This is a genomic window from Bradyrhizobium sp. CCBAU 51627, from assembly GCF_028128765.1.
GTDB lineage: Bacteria > Pseudomonadota > Alphaproteobacteria > Rhizobiales > Xanthobacteraceae > Bradyrhizobium.
Map to the genome: position 1 here is coordinate 36,170 of NZ_LBJG01000021.1, position 21,998 is coordinate 58,167.

At 61.9% G+C, this 21,998-nt stretch carries 14 protein-coding genes and 1 pseudogene; 6 read left to right on the top strand and 9 right to left on the bottom strand.

What is annotated here, in order from left to right; genetic code table 11:
* Positions 1-95 precede the first annotated feature (95 nt).
* The 3 genes from XH88_RS10780 (at position 96) to XH88_RS10790 (ending at position 4,204) form a co-directional block, all read left to right on the top strand.
* A complete protein-coding gene (locus XH88_RS10780; RefSeq protein WP_271615341.1) occupies positions 96-1,439 on the top strand; it encodes a methyl-accepting chemotaxis protein in 1,344 nt (447 codons plus the stop codon).
* Between the two features lie 222 nt (positions 1,440-1,661).
* Positions 1,662-3,239: a Do family serine endopeptidase gene (locus XH88_RS10785; protein ID WP_271615342.1), complete on the top strand. Its 1,578-nt coding sequence runs from the start codon at positions 1,662-1,664 to the stop codon at positions 3,237-3,239.
* Between the two features lie 284 nt (positions 3,240-3,523).
* On the top strand, positions 3,524-4,204 hold the full coding sequence (locus XH88_RS10790; protein WP_128967270.1) for a response regulator transcription factor: 681 nt from the start codon (positions 3,524-3,526) through the stop codon (positions 4,202-4,204).
* 25 nt (positions 4,205-4,229) lie between these two features.
* Here the strand turns inward: XH88_RS10790 and XH88_RS10795 are convergent, their stop codons facing one another.
* The 4 genes from XH88_RS10795 to XH88_RS10810 form a co-directional block, all read right to left on the bottom strand.
* Positions 4,230-4,829 (bottom strand): DsrE family protein, encoded by a 600-nt coding sequence (locus XH88_RS10795; protein ID WP_271615343.1) that lies wholly within the window; start codon positions 4,827-4,829, stop codon positions 4,230-4,232.
* A gap of 30 nt (positions 4,830-4,859) precedes the next feature.
* Complete coding sequence (locus XH88_RS10800; protein WP_271615344.1) at positions 4,860-5,405, bottom strand: hypothetical protein; 546 nt, start codon at positions 5,403-5,405, stop codon at positions 4,860-4,862.
* 68 nt (positions 5,406-5,473) lie between these two features.
* Positions 5,474-6,517, bottom strand: coding sequence for a TAXI family TRAP transporter solute-binding subunit (locus XH88_RS10805; protein ID WP_271615371.1), 1,044 nt, complete (start codon positions 6,515-6,517; stop codon positions 5,474-5,476).
* Positions 6,518-6,610: 93 nt separating this feature from the next.
* Positions 6,611-8,950, bottom strand: a complete 2,340-nt coding sequence (locus XH88_RS10810) for a hypothetical protein (protein WP_271615345.1) — start codon at positions 8,948-8,950, stop codon at positions 6,611-6,613.
* Between the two features lie 831 nt (positions 8,951-9,781).
* Between XH88_RS10810 and XH88_RS10815 the strand changes: the two genes are divergently transcribed.
* Positions 9,782-10,156, top strand: coding sequence for a VanZ family protein (locus XH88_RS10815; protein ID WP_271615372.1), 375 nt, complete (start codon positions 9,782-9,784; stop codon positions 10,154-10,156).
* A 668-nt stretch (positions 10,157-10,824) separates the two neighbouring features.
* Here XH88_RS10815 and galE (XH88_RS10820) read toward each other — a convergent pair.
* The 3 genes and pseudogenes from galE (XH88_RS10820) to XH88_RS10830 all read right to left on the bottom strand — a co-directional run bounded on the left by galE (XH88_RS10820) (position 10,825) and on the right by XH88_RS10830 (position 14,520).
* Positions 10,825-11,883, bottom strand: coding sequence for a UDP-glucose 4-epimerase GalE (gene galE, locus XH88_RS10820; protein ID WP_271615373.1), 1,059 nt, complete (start codon positions 11,881-11,883; stop codon positions 10,825-10,827).
* A 158-nt stretch (positions 11,884-12,041) separates the two neighbouring features.
* Positions 12,042-12,971 (bottom strand): annotated as a pseudogene (galE, locus tag XH88_RS10825) (UDP-glucose 4-epimerase GalE).
* A 163-nt stretch (positions 12,972-13,134) separates the two neighbouring features.
* Positions 13,135-14,520, bottom strand: a complete 1,386-nt coding sequence (locus XH88_RS10830) for a polysaccharide biosynthesis/export family protein (protein ID WP_271615346.1) — start codon at positions 14,518-14,520, stop codon at positions 13,135-13,137.
* A gap of 691 nt (positions 14,521-15,211) precedes the next feature.
* Here XH88_RS10830 and XH88_RS10835 point away from each other — a divergent pair.
* Entirely contained in the window at positions 15,212-16,483 is a 1,272-nt protein-coding gene (locus XH88_RS10835) for an NAD(P)-binding domain-containing protein (RefSeq protein WP_271615347.1), read from the top strand.
* A gap of 7 nt (positions 16,484-16,490) precedes the next feature.
* Complete coding sequence (locus tag XH88_RS10840) at positions 16,491-17,825, top strand: carboxylate--amine ligase (protein WP_271615348.1); 1,335 nt, start codon at positions 16,491-16,493, stop codon at positions 17,823-17,825.
* Positions 17,826-17,900: 75 nt separating this feature from the next.
* Here the strand turns inward: XH88_RS10840 and XH88_RS10845 are convergent, their stop codons facing one another.
* Together XH88_RS10845 and XH88_RS10850 are read right to left on the bottom strand one after the other, a co-directional pair.
* Positions 17,901-19,328 (bottom strand): HlyD family type I secretion periplasmic adaptor subunit, encoded by a 1,428-nt coding sequence (locus XH88_RS10845; protein WP_271615349.1) that lies wholly within the window; start codon positions 19,326-19,328, stop codon positions 17,901-17,903.
* Positions 19,315-21,957, bottom strand: coding sequence for a type I secretion system permease/ATPase (locus XH88_RS10850; protein WP_271615350.1), 2,643 nt, complete (start codon positions 21,955-21,957; stop codon positions 19,315-19,317). Before XH88_RS10850 ends, XH88_RS10845 begins: the two co-directional genes overlap by 14 nt.
* Positions 21,958-21,998: the final 41 nt, after the last annotated feature.

A 21,998-nucleotide genomic window follows, 5' to 3' on the forward strand; every position in this document is an offset into this window, starting at 1 on the left:
ACCTAGACCGCAAGCTGGCGCCGCGCGGTTCATGCTATTTTGACCTTTGTCTGGAAGCTTGTCGCAAGATTTGAATCCAGGCTCTGAGTCCCCCCATGTTCACGAACAGCAATCTGACGATCCGCTTTCTGGTCGGCGCCGTCGTCGCTGCATTATTGTTCCTGCTGGGCATCGGGGGCGGTACCGGCTTCGTTGCCGTGCTCTATCTCAACAACGAGATCACCAGCCTGTCCTCCGACTTCGCCGCGCTGAGCGGTCCGGCGCGCGACCACGCGATGCAGATCTACCAGCAGGCCCAGGCCGCCTTCTCCTGGTTTCTGGTCGCTTGCGGCATCATCGCGGTTGTCGCCTTCGCGATCTGCCTCACCACCTGGTTCGCCGTGCGCAACGGCATCCTCAGTCCGCTCGCGGCGATCGTGCATGCGATGCGCGAGGTCGCCGATCAGAAGTTCGAGACGTCAGTTCCGGGCCTCGGCAGCACCAACGAGATCGGCCTGCTCGCCGGTGCGCTGGAGGTCTTCAAGACCAGCGGCATCGAGCGCCGACATCTGACAGAGCAGCAGCTGCATGAAGCGCAGCACCAGGCCGAGCGATCAAGATATCTCGATGCCCGGATCAAGAGCTTTAACAATCTCGTCGCCAGCGTCGTCGACAGCGTGGCGTCATCGGCCGAGCATCTGAAGCGCAATGCCGAGACGCTGTCGCAGACCGCGAACGACACCAGCACCAAGGCCAATGCCGTTGCGAGCGCCGCGAGCCAGGCCAGCGCCAGCGTGCAGACGGTCGCGGGCTCGGCCGAGGAGATGACGAATTCGATCGGCACGATCAGCCGCCGCGTCACCGACGCGACACAGCGTGCCGAAGGCGCGGCGACGCAGGCCGAGAAGAGCCGCGACACCATCCACGCGCTCTCGGATGCTGCCGACAAGATCGGCGAGGTCGTGCAACTCGTCCAGGCGATCGCATCGCAGACGAACCTTCTGGCGCTCAACGCCACCATCGAGGCGGCGCGGGCCGGGGAGGCCGGCAAGGGTTTTGCCGTGGTCGCTTCCGAGGTGAAAAGCCTCGCGCATCAAACCAGCAAGGCGACGGAGGAAATCACCTCCCATGTGGCCAGCATCCAGGGCATCACCGCGGAGACGCGCGAGGCGATCGACGCCATCTCGAAGACGCTGTCGGAGATCTCGTCGATCATGTCCGGCATCGAGGTCGACACCGCCCAGCAGCGCAACGCCACGCAGGACATCAGCCGCAGCGTCCAGGACGCCGCGCGCGGCACGCTCGACGTTTCCAACCACATCGTCCAGATCACCTCGACCTCGGCCGAGACCGGCCGGATGGCTGCCGAAGCCCGCGATTCCGCCGTTGACCTGTCCCAACAGGCCGAGACCCTAAAGCGCGAAGTCGACGATTTCATCGTCAGCGTCAGGGCGAACTGACGGACCGAAAGGTCGCTTCGCCGTCCGTCGGTGGAACTGTCTTAAGTTCCTGTAAAGCCGTGACTTTTTGGCCTGCGGTAAACTGCCGCATTGGCGGCCATCCTTTATTACAAAAGTTTAACCCTGCAGCCAGCGCACGGTAAGGCGGAAGTCCCCATCTTCAGCTTCGTAACATGCCGCAATCAGGCACCGCATGGATTTCAAGGCGCTGGAGACCTCTGCATGACCGACCGTCCCGATCTCACGAACCTTCCCTCCTATCGGCAGCCCCGCCGGTCGGTGTTGTCCGCCCGCAGGATTGCGCTGATGGCCTCGGTGGTCGCCGGCCTCGGCATTGCCGTCCACGGCTTCAGCCCGTCGACGTCGCCCGCGGACCTGTTCTCGAGCCCGGCCCACGCGCAGGTCAACAACGAGGTCAAGAAGGTCGAGCGTCCGATCGGTTTTGCCGACATCGTCGAGCGCGTGAAGCCCTCGGTGATCTCGGTCAAGGTCAACATCAAGGAGAAGACCGCGAGCAACGATGACGGCGATGATTCCTCGCCGTTCCAGCCGGGTTCGCCGATGGAGCGCTTCTTCCGTCGCTTCGGCGGTCCGGATGGCATTCCCGGTCTGAAGGGCGGTGGTCGTGGCCGCGTCGTGCAGGGCCAGGGCTCCGGCTTCTTCATCTCGGCTGACGGCTTTGCGGTGACCAACAACCACGTGGTCGACGGCGCCGACAAGGTCGAGGTCACCACCGATGACGGCAAGACCTACAGCGCCAAGGTGATTGGTACCGACCAGCGTACCGACCTCGCTCTCATCAAGGTCGAGGGCGGCTCCAACTTCCCGTTCGCCAAGCTCGCCGACGGCAAGCCGCGGATCGGTGATTGGGTGCTCGCGGTCGGCAACCCCTTCGGCCTCGGTGGTACCGTGACGGCCGGCATTGTCTCGGCCAGTGGCCGCGACATCGGCAACGGTCCCTATGACGATTTCATCCAGATCGACGCGCCCGTGAACAAGGGCAATTCCGGTGGTCCGGCCTTCAACACCGATGGTGAGGTGATGGGCGTCAACACCGCCATTTACTCGCCCTCCGGCGGCAGCGTCGGCATCGCGTTCTCGATCCCCGCCGCAACGGTGAAGAGCGTCGTGGCACAGCTCAAGGACAAGGGATCGGTGAGCCGCGGCTGGATCGGCGTGCAGATCCAACCGGTGACGTCCGATATCGCCGATAGCCTCGGCATGAAGAAGCCCGAAGGTGCGCTGGTTGCGGAGCCGCAGGCGAACGGTCCGGCTGCCAAGGCCGGCATCGAGTCCGGCGACGTCATCACCGGGGTCAACGGCGACCCCGTCAAGGACGCCCGCGAACTCGCCCGCACCATTGGCGGCATGGCGCCCGGCGCCTCCGTGAAGCTCAACGTGCTGCACAAGGGCCAGGACAAGGTCATCAACCTCACCCTCGGCCAGTTGCCGAACACGGTCGAGGCCAAGGCTGACACCGATAACGACAGCGGCAAGGGCGCGAGCAAGGGCACCGATGTACCGAAGCTCGGCATGACGGTCGCGCCCGCCAATTCCGTGGCCGGCGCCGGCAAGGACGGCGTCGTGGTCACCGAAGTGGATCCGAAGAGCGCCGCGGCCGATCGCGGCTTCAAGGAAGGCGATGTGATTCTCGAAGTCGGCGGCAAGAGCGTGAGCACCGCCGGCGATGTCCGCGACGCCATCAACACGGCGCGCTCCGACAACAAGAACAGCGTCCTGATGCGGGTGAAGAGCGGCGGCCAGTCGCGCTTCGTCGCCGTCCCTATCGCCAAGGGATGACAAGGGCTGAGCCTCTAGGAGGCTGCCAAGATGAAGGGTGTCGGCGGCATCAGTCGCCCCCGCCGCCGACACTCTTCCGGGGAGCAGCGCAAGGCTCGCTCCCCACGCCTACCTTCCGGTGGAAACACGCCCCCCTCCGTCGGAAGGCCTAGGGCGGTGAGGTCCCCCCAGCTTCACCGCCCGCCTTTTTGCCTAGCCAAGTCTGGTTCGCTTGGCTTGCATGCGATTGCCGCTCGCGCCATGTTTAGAGAAGGTTGACCTCCTTGACCGCCGCCGAACGCACGATGCGCCTCCTCATCATCGAAGACGACCGCGAATCCGCCGACTATCTCGTGAAGGCGTTTCGCGAGGTCGGACATATTGCCGACCACGCCGGTGACGGCGAGGAGGGCCTCGCCATGGCCGAGAACGGCGATTACGACGTGCTGGTGATCGATCGCATGCTGCCCAAGCGGGACGGCCTGTCGCTGATCGGCGCGCTGCGCGACAAGGGCGATACCACGCCGGTGCTGATTCTCTCCGCGCTCGGTCAGGTCGACGACCGCATCAAGGGCCTGCGCGCCGGCGGTGACGACTATCTGCCAAAACCCTATTCGTTTGCCGAGCTGCTCGCCCGCGTCGAGGTGCTGTCACGCCGCCGCGGGGGACCTGCCGAGGATACGCTCTATCGTGTCGGCGACCTCGAGCTCGACCGGCTCTCTCACCGCGTCGCGCGCGGCAAGGACGAGCTGACGCTCCAGCCCCGTGAATTCCGCCTGCTCGAATATTTGATGAAACATGCCGGCCAAGTGGTGACTCGCACCATGCTGCTGGAGAACGTCTGGGACTATCATTTCGATCCGCAGACCAACGTGATCGACGTGCACATTTCGCGGCTGCGCTCCAAGATCGACAAGGGTTTCGAGCGGCCGCTGCTGCACACGATCCGCGGCGCCGGGTACATGATCCGTGACGGGATCAGATGAGACAATGGGTATCTGTGGTTTCGGCTTACGGCTTGACGTAGGTCCAGCCTTTCTCCTGTAGCTCCATCACGCGCACGACGCCCGACTTGACGACCTCCGCCTGCGGTACGATCGGGATAGCCTTGCTCTCGGCCTTCTGCATCTTCTCCTGGGTGTTGCCGCAGGCCTTGAACGACACCTCGGGGGTGCTCAGGGCCATTTCCTCGATGCGTGCCTTTACCGGCGAGGTGTCCTCGCGCAGCATGTGCAGGCCGGGTCCGAACGTGACCACCTCGATCTTCACCTTCTCGCCTGCGTCCTTGTAGTACTGGGCCACGTTGGACGCGTTGTTGAGCGCGAGATTCATCGCTGCGGGGTCGTTGGTATTCACCTGCAGGATCAAGTGATGTTCCTTCTTCCTCGTTGCAGCCGGATCCTCCATGCGGGCAAGCGCGGATTGCGTCCGTGTCGACGTTGTCGGCTTCGTGATATGGTGACTCACCGGCCTCGCCTTGTGCGCGACAGGCGGCCCATCCGCCGGTGTCCAGTATTTTCCGCCCTGCTCAGCGGCCGCAAACGATGCGGATACAAGAACGGCGCTCGCTCCCATTGCGAGGGCTCTGGCAATACGATGAAACCTGATCATTCTGCGTCTCCATCGAAGGATCTTCAGCCATCAATGATTCGGTGTCGCGATCGCGCGCGGCCATCTGCACGTCGCGGCAATTTTTGTGCGCGCGGTGTCCAGGCCCACGAGTGAAAACGTGCCGTCGCGGGAAGCGCCGCTTCGCGATGAGAGGAGGACAATCAGGTCCCCGTTGTCGGGAAGCGATTGCACCAGGCGCACAACATCGCCGGCGAACGCGACGCCGGGACCGAATACCGGTGACGTTGCTGCGACCTGCACCGCCGGATTGTCGTTGATGCGGTAGGAAATCGCATCGTCACCGCCGCTACGGGAGATGCCGGGTCCGGAGAGCGCCAGCTCCGTCCGGCCGCCTCGACAGCGTATCGACAATTGCATCGCGGACTCGCCGGTCCCGCTGCTTGACGATGTCGTCGCGGTCGCGATCGGTGAGTAGTCGACAGGCGAGGTCGTCTGGCTGACGATCCACTCGTCTTCGGGAGCCGGGCGATGCTGAGGTGTAGTGCGCGTCAATCCATTCAGACAGCCCAGGCGCTCCGCGCGCCCTTCCTGAAGGCAGGAGCGGAGCTCGGCCATCGGATCCTCAGCCAATGCGGCGCCGCCCGTACTCCCGAGGGCAACAAGAAGCAGGATTGCGGCGCGTCTCATTGTGATGCTTGCGTTGCGCGGGGTTGACGATCCAGCCACGCCTGCGCCGCAGGGATACGCGCGAGACCCGGAACCGTCGCGGCGAGGTTGATGGACTTCCACTTCGGATCGAAACCGGGCGCCTGCAATCTGTCGATCCGGGAGAACAGGTGATCGATGAAGCGCGCGACGCGCTCAGACCGATTTGACCCGGCCGGCCAATTGAAGGCGACCAGAGCGGTCGGCACGGCGATCGTCGAAATTCGTTCGCCCTGCTTGATCAGATTGGGATAGTCGGTCGCATCGAGGGCGGCGGGGAGATAGTAGTCCTCGAACTTGCTCTCGTATGGGACGGGCAGGAATTTGAAGCCTGGCTCCCACCGGCCCTTCACGAAAGCATCCACCGGCTTCGATGTAATGAAGACGACGGCCGCTATCTCGCCCTTGCGCATCTGCTCAAGCGCGACCTGGTGCGGAATAAACGTCTCCTCGACCTCGAGATTGAGGCGGCTGAAGATCAGTGGCCCCGAATACGCTGCGGCGGTGCCCTGCGTATTGAAATTGACCTTCTTGCCGGCGAGATCGTTCAGGCTCCGAATCTCCGGCCGAACGAAGATGTGCAGCTCGGACGGGAACAGATTCAGGACATACACAATTCGTCGCTGAATGTCCGGTACCTGGCTCTTATATTCCTCGAGCGCGTCGGAATTGATGATCGCCGCATCGATGCCGCGCAGATAGAGCAGGGAGTTCAGGTTTTCCGCGGCTCCGCGTGTGACGACCGGAAGAACGTGCAAATTATCCCCATCGTCGACCACACGGGCGATCTCCGCGGCGAGGCGGATCGGCGCGCCCTCGAGAAGGCCGCCGGCCAGGCCGACCGTCCAGGCGTTCATAGCCATTACTTCCGGCCTTTGCTGCGCCGGTGCGGGCCGAACCGGGTGAGGTTTTTGGGAATGCAAATTCAGGGGGCGCGCATCCGCCGAAGGCTGCATCGCCAGCAGCAACGGTGCGAACGCGGTAAGCAAGAGCAGTCGACGCCATCCTGTAAATCTTTTCATCGACCCATCCTCTACAAATTCTGCATCCGGTTTCGGCGCTTTCGATCCTCGATTGCGCATTGCTGGCTCGGAACATCGCCGCACAGGACGGTGCTATCGACGCAGCGCCTCGAATCGCGCCTTCGCCTCCTTGATTCCCCCAGCCTCAGCCCGCGCGTAAAGAGTTTGCGCTTTAGTGAGATCGCCTTGCGTTCCATACGTTCCGAACTTTGGAAGGATCAACGGATCGTAGGTTTCAGCAAGCACGAAGCTTGCTTGCGCGCTGCCCATCTCCAGGGCGCGCTCCAGCACGATCCGGGCCGCGCCGATGTCTCCCTGACCAAGCAATACTCTCGCGCGTGCGATCAATTTCGCCGCCTGCACCTCTTCGTTGGGATTGGCCGGAGCATCGCCCTGGCTGCGCGTCGCTATGGCTTGGTCTTGGACGGGCTGGTCTTGGGTTGGCCGCGCCGGTGCTGACTGCGGCTGCTCGCGCCCGACCTTACCAGTGGTGGCCAGCGGAGACGCAGCGGGGGGAGTTCTTGCCACAGGCGCGCCTTTGTCTTGACGCGCCAGCGCGAGATCCTTCTCCAGTCCCTCGGCTCGCTCGCGCTCACGCTGCAACAAACTGCGTAGCTCGGCCGAGTCTCGCTCTCCGGCCTGCTTGATCCGTATAACTTCCTCGCCTGCCTTGGACGCGCGCTCCGTCTGTGCATCCAGATCACGGCTCGCCTTTGCGAGATCCAGGGCCAGTTGCTCGGCCCGCTCGCGCTCGCGTTGCTCGGATTGCCTCAGGTCGGCGGTGCTGCTTGCCTCGGCCTTTTTGAGCTGTGCCGCTTCCTCGCTCGCTTTGGCCGCTTGAGCCTCGTAAGCGTAGATCTTGGTGCGTGCCATCGAGAGATCCTGCGCCAGGATATCGGCTCTCTCGTGCTCCTTCTGGATCGATTGCCTCTGTTCCGCGGCACTGGCTTGTGCTGCCCGCATCACCCTGGCGACCTCGTCACTCGCCTTTGTCGCCAACGCCGTCTGAACATCGATATCGCGTCGCGCGGCCGTCAGCGCCAGCTCCAACTGGCCAGACCGAGACCGCTCCTGTTGCAGGGATTTCTGCAGCTCCGCCGCGCCGCTCTCCCCCGCCGCTTTCCAAAGGGACGCGTCTACGTTGGCTTTTGCCACCAGTGCCGTTTGCGCCTCGTATGCATGAATGGCGCTTCGCATCAGGGAGAGATCCTGCGTATCCGTCTTTTCGCGCTCCTTCTGCATCGATTGGCTCAAGTCTGCGGCATTGGCCTCCGCCGCCCGACTTCGATGCGAAACTTCCTCGTTTGCCTTTGCGTTTGCCTTTGCCGCCAGCGCAGACTGGGTTTCAACATCGCGCCGCGCGGCTGCGAGATCCTGCTCCAGCCGCGCCGATCGTTCACGCTCGTGCTGCAGCGTCTTCTGCTGCTCCGCGGCGCCGGTCTCGCTCGCCTGTTTCAGCCGTGACGCTTCCTCAGCTGCTTTCGTCGCCAGCGCAGACTGGGTTTCGACATCGCGCCGCGCGGCTGCGAGATCCTGCTCCAGCCGCGCCGATCGTTCACGCTCCTGCTGCAGCGTCTTCTGCTGCTCCGCGGCGCCGTTCTCGCTCGCCTGTTTCAGCCGGAGCGTTTCCTCACCTGCTTTCGTCGCCAGCGCAGTCTGGGTTTCGACATCGTGCTGCGCGCCTGCCAGATTCTGCTCCAGCCACACCGATCGTTCACGCTCCTGTACCAACGTCTTCTGCAGCTCCGCGACGACGCTTTCTTGCGCCTGTTTTAGCCGGGACGTTTCCTCGCCCGCTGTCGTCGCCAGCGCTGTCTGGGTTTCGACATCGCGACGGGCGGCCGCGAGATCGTGCTCCAGCCGCTCCGATCGTTCACGCTCCTCCTGCAGAGATGCCTGCAGCTCCGCGGCGCCGCTCTCGCTCGCTTGATTCGGCCGGGAAGCGTCCTTCAGTCGAGAAGCTTCCTCGACGGCTTTCGCTGCCAACGCCTTTTGGGTTTCGACCTCGCGCCGCGCGGCGTCGAGACGCTGCGCCAGCCACTCGGCCCGGTCGTGCTCTTGCTCGAAATGTTGCAGCAATTCGATGTCGCGCCGTGCAAGGGCAAGTTCGCAAGACAGTGACTCTGCCCACCCGTGTTGCTGTTCCGGAGTATGCTGTGGGACTCCTGTGTCGCTGGTGGTCGTTTGTGCAACCTGTATCGATTTGTCGCTGCTGGCTAGACCCGGAATTGAGGTCTCGAACTCGTCAGAACCGAGATTGCGGGCAATCGTCGCCTGTTGTGCGTCTACGAGGTGCCGCGCCTGATCCGGGGAAGCCTCCGTTTCCGACGCCCATGCCATAGTGAGCATGATCGCTGCCATCCACAGGGGGGTACATCGTCCCCGCGTGAGGGAGATCTTCGCCTCCTCGGTGAGCATGACCGTGCGATCCATCTTCAACCACCTGTTTGCGTGGCGATACGACTTCCTTCCGATGCCTTCAGATGGCTCATTATGCCCTCCATGTTTATGCGAGTCATATAGCTCGCATGGAGGACCCTCCCCACCACTTTTGGGTTAGGCTAGGGATTGTGCCCGATCATCGAAGCTGTGAACTGCTCAAAGTGCCTTCCCGTGTATTTCGCGACTACAGGGTTGCAGTAGGTCTCATCCCGATGATTTCCCGGGTGAGCGCGTCACTAGAGCCAGGCGCATGGGTACGGATCGTTTCCCGGTCTGCTGAGACTTTCGTCGGCGTTCCGTCGAGGTCTAGCCAGCCGCTTACCAGCCGCTACTTGAAATTGTATGTCGAGCGCCCAATGATGTTTCGCACCGATTCGGCCGTGTGCCGATCCAGAGCAGGCGCATAAGCCCGCAGCGTCGAGCCGTTGCAGGAAGGCCACATCCGGGTTTTGGCTAAGTGTCCGATCCTTTTGGAGTACTCTCCTTTCGTCCACGCACATCAGGAATTCTGCACTCATGCGGCTGGAGCGGGTGGTAACCATTGACCTGGTTTTCCACCGCTCAGGTGCCGCATGAATTTCGTCGAGGGTTTCCATAGCAGGACATCGGGATTGCCCCAGAGCAGCCAGCCGCCCTCAGCGTGACTCAAGCCGGGAGCGCTGCAGCCGACTGGCTCGATCAAAGTTCGCCTCGGCGCGGCGAGAATAGTTGCTGAAGGCTGACGTTGACGTTTGCGCTGAGTAGAGGGAACATGCGCTTGAAATCGAGCCTCAGAAATGAAGAGCCCCGGCTGGGGCTAGCAGTCGAGGCGCTTTAGTGGTTATTACCGTTCTTCTTCGGCTTGTCGCGTGGCTGCTCGCGGCTGCTGTCACTTTCCTAACGCTCGGACCTGCGGACGTTCGACCTCACCCCGTTCTCGGACAGTACGGCGATCACGCGCTGGCCTTCTTTCTGGTCGGGATCTTCTTCGGCCTCGCCTATCCGCAGCGGCGCTGGACTGTTTCAGCCCTCGCCGTTGCCCTGATTGGCCTACTTGAGATCATGCAACTATGGGTGCCGGGACGGCACGCGAGGCTGGAGGATTTTGTGGTCGATGCGCTCTCGGCCTGCGTCGGCTTCGCGCTCTCGGCAGCCGCCAACTGGATGATGGCGCAATTTGGCGAAGATCCCGACGCGGTGACGCGCCAACGTCCTTAGTGAGCAGGATCTGAATCGCCCCGAGGCTTCTTGCGAGTCACATGCCTTGCGCGGGTCGAGGACCCGATCAGTTCGGTCTCGACAACGACAGGCGGTGGTGCCGTTGATCTAGTCGTCGTCGAGTGCGTCGCCTGCGCCGGCCCTTCGCCGCTTTCTCCCGTGGCGCACTTGGAGTTTCGGTCGCTCTCGACGCCGATGGCAGCATGGAAGATCTGGTCTGCCTCTAGCGGGTCGCTGAGGGCAGGGGCGCGAGCTGTCCGCGAGATGAAGCGGCACTATCAATCGGGCCTAGTGCATCGGGGCGCTGGCGCGCCGCCGTCGCTTGGGTCGCTGCCGCGGGTCACCAAATTTGAGCTCGGCCACAAGCCGCCAGAGCTGCACCTCGTGACCATCCGCCAACCGCCCGGCCCGCTCTGTTGCGGACGCATCGTCAGGGCAGTGAAGGTTGACCACGCCCCCAAGCTGGCCGTGTTCGTCCAGAACAAATGCACGATAATGTGGCATCGCAAATCCCCACGCGAATGCATCTTACCTGTCAGCCTCGTCCTGCGGCGTGGCGATTTTGGGTCATTACGAGCTACCTCTGATGGGCGGGTATGCTTGCCGCCGCGGCTCGCTCATGCTGTGAGACCCTTCTCTTCGCGTTCGAGTATCTGGAGCGCAGATGCTCAGGCATGACGACCGCGATGCCCGGATCGCGCCTGAACCTTTGCAGGCGCGCTGTCCTGATAGCCATCGGGGTTCTGCAACTGCCAGCGCCAATGGTCCGCGCACATTTGCTCCAACGACCGCGTCGATCTCCAACCCATCGCGTCCTGCGCAAAGGTCGGATCGGCAAAGCAGACCGCGACATCGCCGGCCCGCCGCTCCCTGAATTCATACGGAACCGATCGCCCGCTTGCTGCTTCAAACGCGCGAACGACGTCCAGAACGCTGCTGCCGTTGCCCGTTCCAAGATTGACCGTGGTCAGGCCGGGCCGTTCGAGTTGGCGCAAGGCGCTCAAATGCCCGGATGCGAGATCGACCACATGGATGAAGTCACGGATGCCGGTGCCATCCGGCGTGTCATAGTCGTTTCCCCAGATCCGCAGCTTCTCCCGCCGTCCGATCGCGACCTGCGCCACGAACGGCAGCAAGTTGCTGGGAACGCCGAGCGGGTCTTCTCCGACCAGTCCGCTTTCGTGTGCCCCCACGGGATTGAAGTAGCGCAGATTGCTGATCCGCCAACCGTCATCGGACCTGCAGAGATCCTTCAGCATTTCTTCAATGATAAGCTTTGTGCGGCCGTACGGATTGGTCGGACCGAGGGGGTGCTTCTCGTCGAGTGGCAGATACTTGGGTATCCCGTAAACGGTCGCCGACGAACTGAACACGAGCGTCATTACGTTTGCTCGCTTCATGGCCGATACGAGCCGCATCGTTCCCAGGACGTTGTTCTCGTAATACGCCATCGGTCGCACGTTGGAATCGCCAACTGCCTTCAACCCTGCAAGGTGAATGACCGCCGTCACCCCGTAGCCACGAAGTAAGTCGCAGATCACGTCTTCATTCCGGATATCGGTGTAGCGGAAGACGAGCGAACGCCCGCAAATGGATTGCACCCGCTGAAGTGACGTCCTGTTGCTGTTGGAAAGATTGTCGACGGCGACGACGTCGAGCCCGGCGTCCAGCAACGCGATGCAGACATGGGATCCGATATAGCCGGCCCCTCCGGTCACCAAGATCATCTCTGACACGTCAGCTTCCGCTCAACTTCGGTGCAAGTCGAAACCATACTACCTGCAACTCGCACCCGTGAGGCGTGGGGATTGTGGGCTTTACGAGCTACCTCCGATGGATTGCATCGCGGATGGCGCGACCTGACGGCGGGCGGCCCGTCGCGGGCTCACGATTGTCGCATCATCCATTTCCAGACGCCGCGGATCTGAACCTCCAGGTCTGATAGCTCCGGCCTCCAGCCGAGCAGGGTTCGTGCCTCTTCCAGGGCCGATCAGGATTGCGGGATCGTCCGGCCGCCTCGGCACCAGCTCGACGCGGATAACGCGTTCAGCCGTCGCGACGACTTCCAGCACCGAGTAGCCTCGCTCGTTGGCCACGTTGATCGCGCAAGTGGAGCCGCCGTCGATGAGATATCTGAGCGCGCTCACATGCGTATCGGCGATACCGATACCGAGCACATGGACGTAATCGCGGATGCTGGTCCCGTCAGCCGTGTCGTAGTCATTTCCGAGCACATCGATCGCCGTGCCCTCACGAGCGGCGGCGATGACTAATGGGATCAAATGGGTCTCCGGTTCGTGCGCCTCACCGATTTCTGCTTCGGGGTCGGCGCCCGCCGCATTGAAGTAACGCAGCGAGACGAAACGAAGGCCGTGGGCCGCATCCAGATCCCTCAATACCCGTTCGACAACCAGCTTCGAGTAGCCGTAAGGATTGATCGGTCGCTGTGGATGATCCTCCGAAATTGGAATCCGATGGGGCATGCCATAGGTCGCGCAGCTCGAGGAAAACACCAGCGGGGTTGGCCCGAAATCGATCAAGGTCTGGAGCAGCGAGGCGGTTTCGCCAATGTTGCTGCGATAATAAAGCAGGGGTTGGCGACGGATTCGCCAAGGTCAGCGTAGGCGGCGAAATGTATCAGAGCTGACGGCTGGTATCTTTCCAGCACCAACTCGAACATGCCGAATTGCGCGACCCAACGGTTGCCGCGTGAAAGGTTGTCGTGGACAACCGGCTCGAATCCGCGGTGCGCCAATACTTTGCAGGTGTGGCTTCCGATATAGCCGGCGCCACCCCTTACCAGAAGCCCTACCACGCCCTGTGGATCGCCTCGAAATCGCCACTGCGATGCCGAGAGCGACTCGATTTAACCAGTGCCTCCGATTAACGATTCACCTCGTTGGGCATCTTCCGCGTGCGCAACGATGGGCGGGAAGACGCGGCAGCTTCCCGCTTCGGAATTGCGTCGGCCATTGTTGTCATCTCTGTCCGACGCGCACCGAGCCGACAGGGGTCGAATCGGTCTGGCCTGTCCCTGATGGACCATCTGAACTGCCTAGCCTACGGGGAGGGGCGGGGGCGGGGCCCTCCTGGTATTGGAGGCTGATCTCGACGGCGTCACCCGGCTGCAGCTCGGTATCTTCGCTTGCGATGATCCGTTCCTGCCCCTTACCGCCCTTCCTGATGATGACAATCTCCGGGTTGTTGCCGGCTCCTCGCACGAGTTGCGATCGAACCATCGCAGTGTACTGAAGCTTCTCGCCGACGCTCTGCAGCTTCTCGCGAACTTGATTGAGCTTTACGCTGGTATCTTGCAGCTCGCGGAGCAGGTCAAGCCTTCGCTGATCATCCAGCTTTGCCAGCCTTCTGACGAACTCGTCCTGCTGCTTCTTGACCTGCAGCAGTTGCGCAGAGGTTTGCAGCTTCCGGGTTGATGACAGCAGCACCGCTCGACGCGCATCCGTAACGCGGGGGCTAATCAAGGACCCCTTGCTGAAGAGATCGGTTGTTTTCTGCAGGTCTTCAACATCTGCCTGAAGACCTTCTTCATCCTTCTTCTGCTGCTCTGACAGAACGCGGACCTCATCGTCTGCTTGTCGAATGCCGCGCTGCAGGTACGTCTTTTCCTGCTGATAATCACTCTGCTTGGTCTTCAGATATTCCGTTTCCGCACCAACAATGTCCGAGATCGCCGATCGAGCTAAGGGTGCGTCCATCAAAGCGCCTGGACTGATCTGGGCTCCCTCCCCAAGTTCAGTCTTGATGCGCCACATACGAGCCTGTTCTTTGGCCAGCTCTGTCCAAAGCGAACCGTACTCGCTTCTCAGGTCTGCTGATTCGAGATACGGGTTGTTCATTCTGATGCGCATGATGTCGTAGCCGCCTGCGACGGCGACGAGCTGGCGTGCGGTGATAGTTGGACGGTAAGGGTACTCACCCGGCTTCGATACATCCCCGTTTATGTATATGGGCTTGTATTCCGCGATGACCGTTGTGACCTCGTCTGCGTCGATCACGACGACCGTCTCACGACCATCCGGCGTCCTCTGTCGAAATACCTTGCTCGCCAGTGCGGCGCCGATTTTGGCTTGGATCTGCGGCAAGGGCAGGCCGGCCACTGGAAGCGTTCCGACCAGCGGCAACGAAACGTTCCCGTCCATTTGAACAGCAGTACGATGCCGCAGCTCAGGCGCGCCCGCCACCGCAACCTCCAGCACATCTCCAATGTTTACCAGATATTCCGCTTTTGCTTGGTTGATCGAAATTGTCAGGCCAACGGCCACCAAGCCCCATTTGATGCAACGACCCAGGTCGCTGCCAGAGACGTCGACATGGAAGCTATTGCGCAGTCTGGAGTTCGGCATGGTGTCATTCCCTGTACGAACGTGGTCACCGAAGCGAAAGTCTTTCAAATTTGTTCGCGAAAGGCATCATTCCCACTGAACTCATTGGGACGGGCGCTTCGATGGCTGCCCGAATCTAATCCCGCGCCGTCGCGGCTCAATCGACCATCGTAGTTACCCACTTGTTGCCCGTCCCATCCAGTTATTGCCCTCCATCCAGTGACCCGACTCTGCTGATTTAGGCCAGGTGGCGAGTGATCGGGTGGCTGGCCGCTATGAGTTGTGCGACCTTTATCAATTTTCGGAAGTTCAATGGGCTTCAGGTACAATCGGTCGGGCGGCGGGGCGATCGGATGAGCCGTGGGGAGGGGCAGATCGACTGCTCTATTGGCACTGGCGGCAGACCGTCGAGCCGAGATGGTGTCGCTCGAATTGTCAGTCGCGGATCTCACGGCGTAGACTCTGACTGGGCACGGCATCGCGCCCGGGCATTGGGTGTCTGGAGAATGTGATCGCTCGCGGGGGCGTCGGGCTGATGCGTGCGCGAAGCAGGAAGCCGTCGGGGTAATCCGTAAGGGTCTGCAGCTCGAACCAATTTTACCATGGAAAACGGGCCTGCCTGTGGAACAATGCCATCGTAGCTTCCGCACACTGTTTGCGCGGTCGCTGCGTTCGTCTGATGCTGCGCCAGAGATTTCGATTTGGGGGGACGATGGCTAGTCCGTCGGATCTGCCGGTAGCGATCGTTGGGGCAGGGCCCTTCGGTCTTTCCGTGGCGGCGCATTTGCGGTCCAGTGGCGTGCCGTTTCGGATCTTTGGCACGCCGATGGATCGATGGCAGAAGCAAATGCCGGTGGGCATGTTTCTGAAGTCTGAATGGGACGCCTCCAGCCTTGCAGATCCGGCCGGGCGCCGCACTCTACAGCAATTCTGCGCAGAGGCGGGATTATCCTACGGGACTGCTCCAATTCCACTCGACACGTTCACCAGATACGCGTTGTCATTTCAGCGGCGTCTGGTCCCGATGGTCGAGGATGTGTTGGTGACGGCGCTCGATAGGACTCCAGATGGATTTGAACTAAGGCTGGCGAACGGGGACGGCCTCAGGGCCAAGTCTGTTGTGATCGCGACCGGCTTGTCGCATGCCGAGCATATTCCGCCGGGATTGGCGCAGTTGCCCGGTGAGTTGCTATCTCACAGCAGCGCGCACAATGACCTGAGCCAGTTCAAAGGTCGAGACATCGTCGTCGTCGGCGCAGGACAATCGGCCCTTGAGACTGCAGCCCTGTTGCATGAGACACAGGCAAATGTGGTCCTGGTAGTCCGTGGACCTTCGATCGCTTGGAATGAGACTCCATCACTTGAGCCGCGATCGCACTGGGAGCGGACACGCCGACCTGCGTCGGCACTGGGATGCGGGCTCAAAACGTGGTTCTGCGCAAATGCGCCGATGCAGTTCTATCACCTACCCCAACGAACACGTCTCGAGATGGTACGGGGCGGCAGAGGGCGCGCAGCGCTACTTGGTCCCGCCGGCGCGTGGTGGCTTCGGGAGCGGGTCGTGGGCCGAGTTCCGATCCTACTCGGCCAAACCGTGCGAGGAGCCGGTACGAGAAGCGGGAAAGCAGTTCTCTGCGTCAATGAACGCGATGGAAGGTCACGTGATCTTGTCGCCGAGCACATCATTGCCGCGACGGGCTATCGGTTTGTCGCCCGGTCGCTGCCATTCATAAGTGGATCGTTGCTGCGTGATCTGCGCTGCGTCGACGACGTGCCCGAGCTCTCTCCCAGCTTCGAGTCCTCAATTCCGGGCCTCTATTTCACTGGGCTCGCGAGCGCTTACAATTTTGGTCCGGTAATGCGTTTCCTGTGCGGTAGTCAATACACGGCCGAGCGCATCAGCCGCCATATTGGCAAAACGCAAGTACCGTTCCGCTCGACTTTGGCGGCGCTCATCTCCGAGCGCAACCCGAACACCTCATAAAGCCGCCATGAGCGCGCCTGCCCCCGTCCTCATTTTGAAAACCGGACGCTATGCCATTCATCATGGCCAGCTTGGCATCATCCGAAGCCTGGGAAGGTTGGGCATACCCGTCTACACGGTTGCCGAAGATCGCCTGACTCCGGCGACGACTTCCAGATACTTGACTGGGAGTTTTGTCTGGCACGCGGGCGACCTGCCGAGACCGCAGCAGCTTGAAGCGTTGGCGAAGATTGGCAAGAAATTCAACAGGCCCACAATCCTGATTCCCACCGATGATCTGGGAGCCATCTTGGTCGGCGAAGAATCTGCGACGCTCCGGCAGTGGTTCGTATTTCCCGATATACCAGCCAGCTTGCCGCGGAAACTCGCGAACAAGCAGACGTTATACACGCTCTGCCGTCAAATAGGCGTGGCCTGTCCGAACACGCTATGCCCCACGTCGATCTCGGATGTGCACGAATTTGCGGTATCCGCGAAGCTCCCGATTGTTGTCAAGCCGGCAGCGGCATGGCTCGATCCGAAGCTGAGAGTGTCGATAGTTCACTCGGAACAGGAGCTTGTCGATGTCTGGCATCGGGCGGGGGGCTCGCAGAATCCGAACCTTCTGCTTCAAGAATACATTCCTCCCGGAGCGGACTGGTTCTTCCACGGCTACTGCAATGGCGCATCGGATTGCCTGGCGGGCTTCACGGGGATGAAACTGCGATCCTATCCGCCACACGCTGGAATTACTACGCTGGGCAGATCCATAACCAATGACGTTCTACTGCATCAAGCTCAGACGTTGCTCAAGGCGATATCCTATGCGGGCATAATGGATTTGGACTTTCGGCTGGACGAACGAGATCAAAAGTACAAACTTCTGGACTTCAACCCGCGCATCGGAGCCCAGTTTCGCGTGTTCGTGGACGACGATGGCCTCGACGTCGCGCGAGTGCTCTACCGTGACCTCGCCGGACAGATCGTGCGACGCTCGGGACAGGTCGATGGACGTGTTTTCGTTGTAGAACCGGATGATCTGCGCGCGAGCGTGAACTATGCGAGGCGAAGCGAACTGTCGGCTTATGCCTGGTTACAATCGTTCAAGGGTCGCAAGGAGTTCGCCTGGTTCAGCTGGGACGACCCTCTGCCTTTCCTGACGGTGTGGGCTCGTATTGCGATCCGGGGCGTCGGCAAAATACTCCGGATTAGACCGTTCAAGGCCAACGCCAGTCGTCAGTCGACTGGCGCTGGCCAAGGGCGCAAACCGGATCAGGCGATGCCGATTACGGGATATGGCGCCCGTTTGATCTTGATCATTGAGCCGATATGGCAGTATCTGGCACGGCGCCCGTCGGATTGACGGATCTCGAGCAGAGCTCGCTCACGATGGCGCCTTCCGGTTGCCTGCATGTTCATCCGCGGTGCTCCGCTTCGTCTACCGCTCCCGCAAGGCTTCCTGCTTGTACCTCGCCAGCGGCGAAAGCAGGTAGCTGATGATCGTGCGCTGGCCGGTCTTGATCTCGACCGTCACGGCCATGCCGGGACCGAGCTTGACGAGCTTGTCCTCCACCTGCATGTGCGTGCGATCAAGCGAGATGCGCGCCGCGTATTCCAGTTCCTGGCCTTTCGGCTCGCTGCTTCCTTGCGCCGTGCCCGACGCGCGGTCGTTCGACCCGCCCTGCGGCCTGTCGCGCGTGATGGCATCCGTCGACACGCTCAGCACGTCGCCATGCAGGAGTCCGTAGCGGGTGAAGTTGAACGTGTCGACCTTGATCTCCGCCTTCTGTCCCGGACGGACGAAGCCGACGTCCCGGTTGGAGAGCATGGCCTCGATCTCGAGCTGGCTCTCGCTAGGGACCACGACCGCCAGCGCCTGCGCCGGCGTCACCACGCCTCCCACCGTGTGAACGGCAAGCTGCTGCACTACGCCGTCGACCGGCGCAGTCAACTGCTGGAGCTTCGTGCGCCGTTCCGCCTTGACCACTTCCTGCGCAGCGCTCGCCACTTTCTGCTCGGCCTTGGCAAGCGCGTCATAGGTCGCCCGCCGATACTCCGCGGAGGTCCTGTCCTTCGTTTCCTTCAGCAAGGCGATGGCTGCGTCGGCTTCGCGCATCCGGCTCTGCTGGAGAACGAGATCCTGCTGAAGACCGACCAGTTCCTGATACTCGGAGAGATACACGACCTTCGAAGCCAGGGCCTTGTCGACCAGACCCTTGCGAATATCGACCCGCTCCTGGAGCACCGGGATCGTCGCCTGGAGTTTCGCCACGCTTGCCAACGTGGTCGCCCGCTCGGCTTCCTTCTGACCCTGCTGGCGCTCGATCTCGGCGAGCTTGGCATTCTGCTCGGAGCGCTGGCTGATCAAGAACTGCCGATGCATCTCGATCTCCGCGGCACTTGCGCCCTGCGGTGGTCGGAAGGCGGCAAGCGGATCCGCGGCGAGCGCCGCGCGCAGCCGCGCGGCGTCGAGCTCGGCGGCAACGAGGTCGCTCCTCTGCCGCTCCTGATCGGCTTCCGTCATCGTCGGGTCGAGTTCGATCAGGACGTCACCGGCCTTGACGGTCTGCCCGTCGCGAACGTGGATGGCTCGGACAACGCCCGTCTCGAATGGCTGGATCAGCTTGGTACGGCCGCCCGGCACGATCTTGCCCGTCGCGGTGGCGACGATATCGACCTTGCCCAACGACGCCCATGCCAGCGCGATGCAGAACACAGCAATGATGCTCACGCCGATCGCGCGCCCGACCGGTGATGGCGGCGTTTCGGTGATTTCGAGCGCCGCCGGCAGGAACGCGATCTCATGCTGGCGGCGGCGAGGCTCGCGTCTCGGAAACGGAACTATATTTCGGCTAGCGGACGTCATGGATTCCCGCCTGCAGATAATGGAGGTTTGCGTAACGCCCATTCGAGCGGATCAGTTCGTCATGGTTGCCGTCCTCGACGAGCCGGCCATGCTCGAGCGTGATGATCCGGTTCGCATTGCGCACGGTCGAGAGTCGATGCGCGATCACGAACACGGTCCGTCCAGCGGAAATCTGCCTCATGTTCTGCTGGATGGCGCGCTCGCTTTCATAGTCCAGCGCGCTGGTCGCCTCATCGAGGATGAGGATGCGCGGATCAGTGATGAGCGCGCGGGCGATCGCGACGCGCTGGCGCTGCCCGCCGGAGAGACTAGAGCCCCGCTCGCCGACGATGGTGTCGTAGCCCTCCGGCAGCTCCAGGATGAAGTCATGCGCACCCGCGAGCGAGGCCGCCTCGATGACGCGCTCCATCGGCATGGCCGGGTCGGCAAGCGCGATGTTCTCGCGGATCGAGCGATTGAAGAGCACATTCTCCTGCAAGACCACCCCGATCTGGCGCCTGAGCCAGGTCAGATCGACCATCGCGAGATCGACGCCGTCGACCAGCACACGCCCGCTCTCCGGTACATAGAGACGCTGGATCAGCTTGGTGATGGTGCTCTTGCCCGAGCCCGAAGAGCCCACGATGCCGATCACCTGGCCGGGCTCGACGTCGAAGGACACGTCGTGCAGCACTTCAGGACCGTCGACGCGGTAACGGAAGGTCGCGTGCTCGAACGTGACCTTGCCGCGGATCGGCGGCAGGGCAGCGCGGGCCGGGCTGAAGCTCGGCTCGGGCATGGTGTTGAGGATGTCGCCGAGCCGATCGATCGACAGACGGGCCTGGTGGAAATCCTGCCAGATCTGCGCGAGCCGCAGCACGGGCATGCTCACACGCCCCGCCAGCATGTTGAACGCGATGAGCTCGCCAACGGACAGGTCGCCGCCGATCACCAGCCTGGCGCCGACGTAGAGCGTCGCGGCGGTGACCAGCTTGTTGATCATCTGGACCGCCTGGCTCGCCGTGTTGTTCAGGCTGAGTACGCGGAAGCTCGCGCCCACATAGCCTGCCAGCTGCTCCTCCCAACGTCGCTGCATCTGCGGTTCGACCGCCATCGCCTTCAGCGTCTCGACGCCGGTGACGCTCTCGACCAGGAAGGCCTGGTTCTCCGAACCGCGATTGAATTTCTCGTCAAGGCGCCGGCGAAACAGCGGCGCAACACCAGCGGATATGCCGATGTAGAACGGGAAAGATGCAATCACGATCAGCGTCAGCGATGTCGAGTAGCAGACCATCACCGCAAGGAAGACGACGGTGAACAGGAGATCGATCACCAGCGTGAGCGCTGAGCTCGTCAGGAACTGGCGGATATTCTCCAATTCGCGAACGCGTGCAACCGAATCGCCGACGCGGCGCGTCTGGAAATAGGCAATCGGCAGGGCGATCAGGTGACGGAACAGCCGCGCGCCGAGCTCGACGTCGATGCGGTTGGTCGTGTGCGCGAATAGATAGACGCGTAGCGTGCCGAGAACGGTCTCGAATACGGTCAGCGCGACGAGGCCCATGACCAGAACGTCGAGCGTGCTCATGCTTCGATGCACGAGCACCTTGTCGATCACCACCTGGAAGAACAGCGGCGATACGAGGGCGAAGACCTGTAGGAAGAACGACGCGGCCAGTACTTCGCCGAGCAGGCGACGATATTTGTGGAGCGCACCGATGAACCAGCTGATATCAAATCGCCGGGAGAGATCCGTCAGAGCCGCGCGCCGGGTCATCAGGATGATGTCACCGCCCCAGATGGCCTCGAGCTCAGCCTGTGTGATGGATTCAGGCCGGGGCGACAACGGGCGCTGAACCAGAAGCTTGTCGTCGACGACCTTGCCCAGGATCAGGAAGCCACCGTCGCGCAGCACGGCAATTGCCGGCAGCGGCGTGACCGCGAGCCTTTGCCAGTTCGACCTCTGGGCCCGGGCCTTCAGCCCGAACTCCCGAGCGCAGCGCAGGATTTCAGTCACACCGACCCGCGCGTTGCCCATGCGATGCCGAATTTGCTCCGGATCGGCAGCAATGCCATGGCAACGCAGCAATATCGCCACCGCAATGAGTCCCGACTCATCGCTGCTTTCAGGAGCCGCCTCGTGGACGGGCACATCGCGACGTTCGGCGGCACGCGCAGACACCAGGGCATCGCCGGCGAGCGCGACCAGATCACGCCCGCGTGCAATCAGATCAGCAAAGGCATCATACGTCTGGCCGACGAGGCCTTGAGATCCGGTCAGGATCAAACGGCCGTCCCAGATTTCTTCAAATTCCGCACGCGGCATCAACTTCGGATGGGACGAGGTCGGATGCAGCACAAGGGCAGCCTCGCCCTCGACCTTCCCGAGCAACAGGAATCCGCCATCACGCAGCGCCGCGATTCCGGGCAACGTGGTACTCGCAAGTCGCTTCCAACGCGTCGTGCATGAACGGACTTTGACCCCGAACTCATGGGCGCAGCGAAGCATCGCGCTGATGCCGACCTCGCTCTCGCCGCAGCGGCCGCGGAGCTGGTCGGGCTCGGCAATTACGCCATGAAGGCGCAGGAACAGAGCCAGGGCCTGAAGCCCGAGATCTGCGACATGGGCATTTCCATTCTGGATCGCCATTCTTTACTCAACCCTTCGCGACTACCGGTCGCGTGTGATGT

Coding starts and splice junctions, on each gene's coding strand:
- XH88_RS10845 (WP_271615349.1), bottom strand. CDS start 19,328: ATGACGTCCGCTAGCCGAAATATAGTTCCGTTTCCGAGACGCGAGCCT.
- XH88_RS10850 (WP_271615350.1), bottom strand. CDS start 21,957: ATGGCGATCCAGAATGGAAATGCCCATGTCGCAGATCTCGGGCTTCAG.
- XH88_RS10790 (WP_128967270.1), top strand. CDS start 3,524: ATGCGCCTCCTCATCATCGAAGACGACCGCGAATCCGCCGACTATCTC.
- XH88_RS10840 (WP_271615348.1), top strand. CDS start 16,491: ATGAGCGCGCCTGCCCCCGTCCTCATTTTGAAAACCGGACGCTATGCC.
- XH88_RS10830 (WP_271615346.1), bottom strand. CDS start 14,520: ATGCCGAACTCCAGACTGCGCAATAGCTTCCATGTCGACGTCTCTGGC.
- XH88_RS10785 (WP_271615342.1), top strand. CDS start 1,662: ATGACCGACCGTCCCGATCTCACGAACCTTCCCTCCTATCGGCAGCCC.
- galE (WP_271615373.1), bottom strand. CDS start 11,883: ATGATCTTGGTGACCGGAGGGGCCGGCTATATCGGATCCCATGTCTGC.
- XH88_RS10805 (WP_271615371.1), bottom strand. CDS start 6,517: ATGAAAAGATTTACAGGATGGCGTCGACTGCTCTTGCTTACCGCGTTC.
- XH88_RS10800 (WP_271615344.1), bottom strand. CDS start 5,405: ATGGCCGAGCTCCGCTCCTGCCTTCAGGAAGGGCGCGCGGAGCGCCTG.
- XH88_RS10835 (WP_271615347.1), top strand. CDS start 15,212: ATGGCTAGTCCGTCGGATCTGCCGGTAGCGATCGTTGGGGCAGGGCCC.
- XH88_RS10780 (WP_271615341.1), top strand. CDS start 96: ATGTTCACGAACAGCAATCTGACGATCCGCTTTCTGGTCGGCGCCGTC.
- XH88_RS10795 (WP_271615343.1), bottom strand. CDS start 4,829: ATGATCAGGTTTCATCGTATTGCCAGAGCCCTCGCAATGGGAGCGAGC.
- XH88_RS10810 (WP_271615345.1), bottom strand. CDS start 8,950: ATGGATCGCACGGTCATGCTCACCGAGGAGGCGAAGATCTCCCTCACG.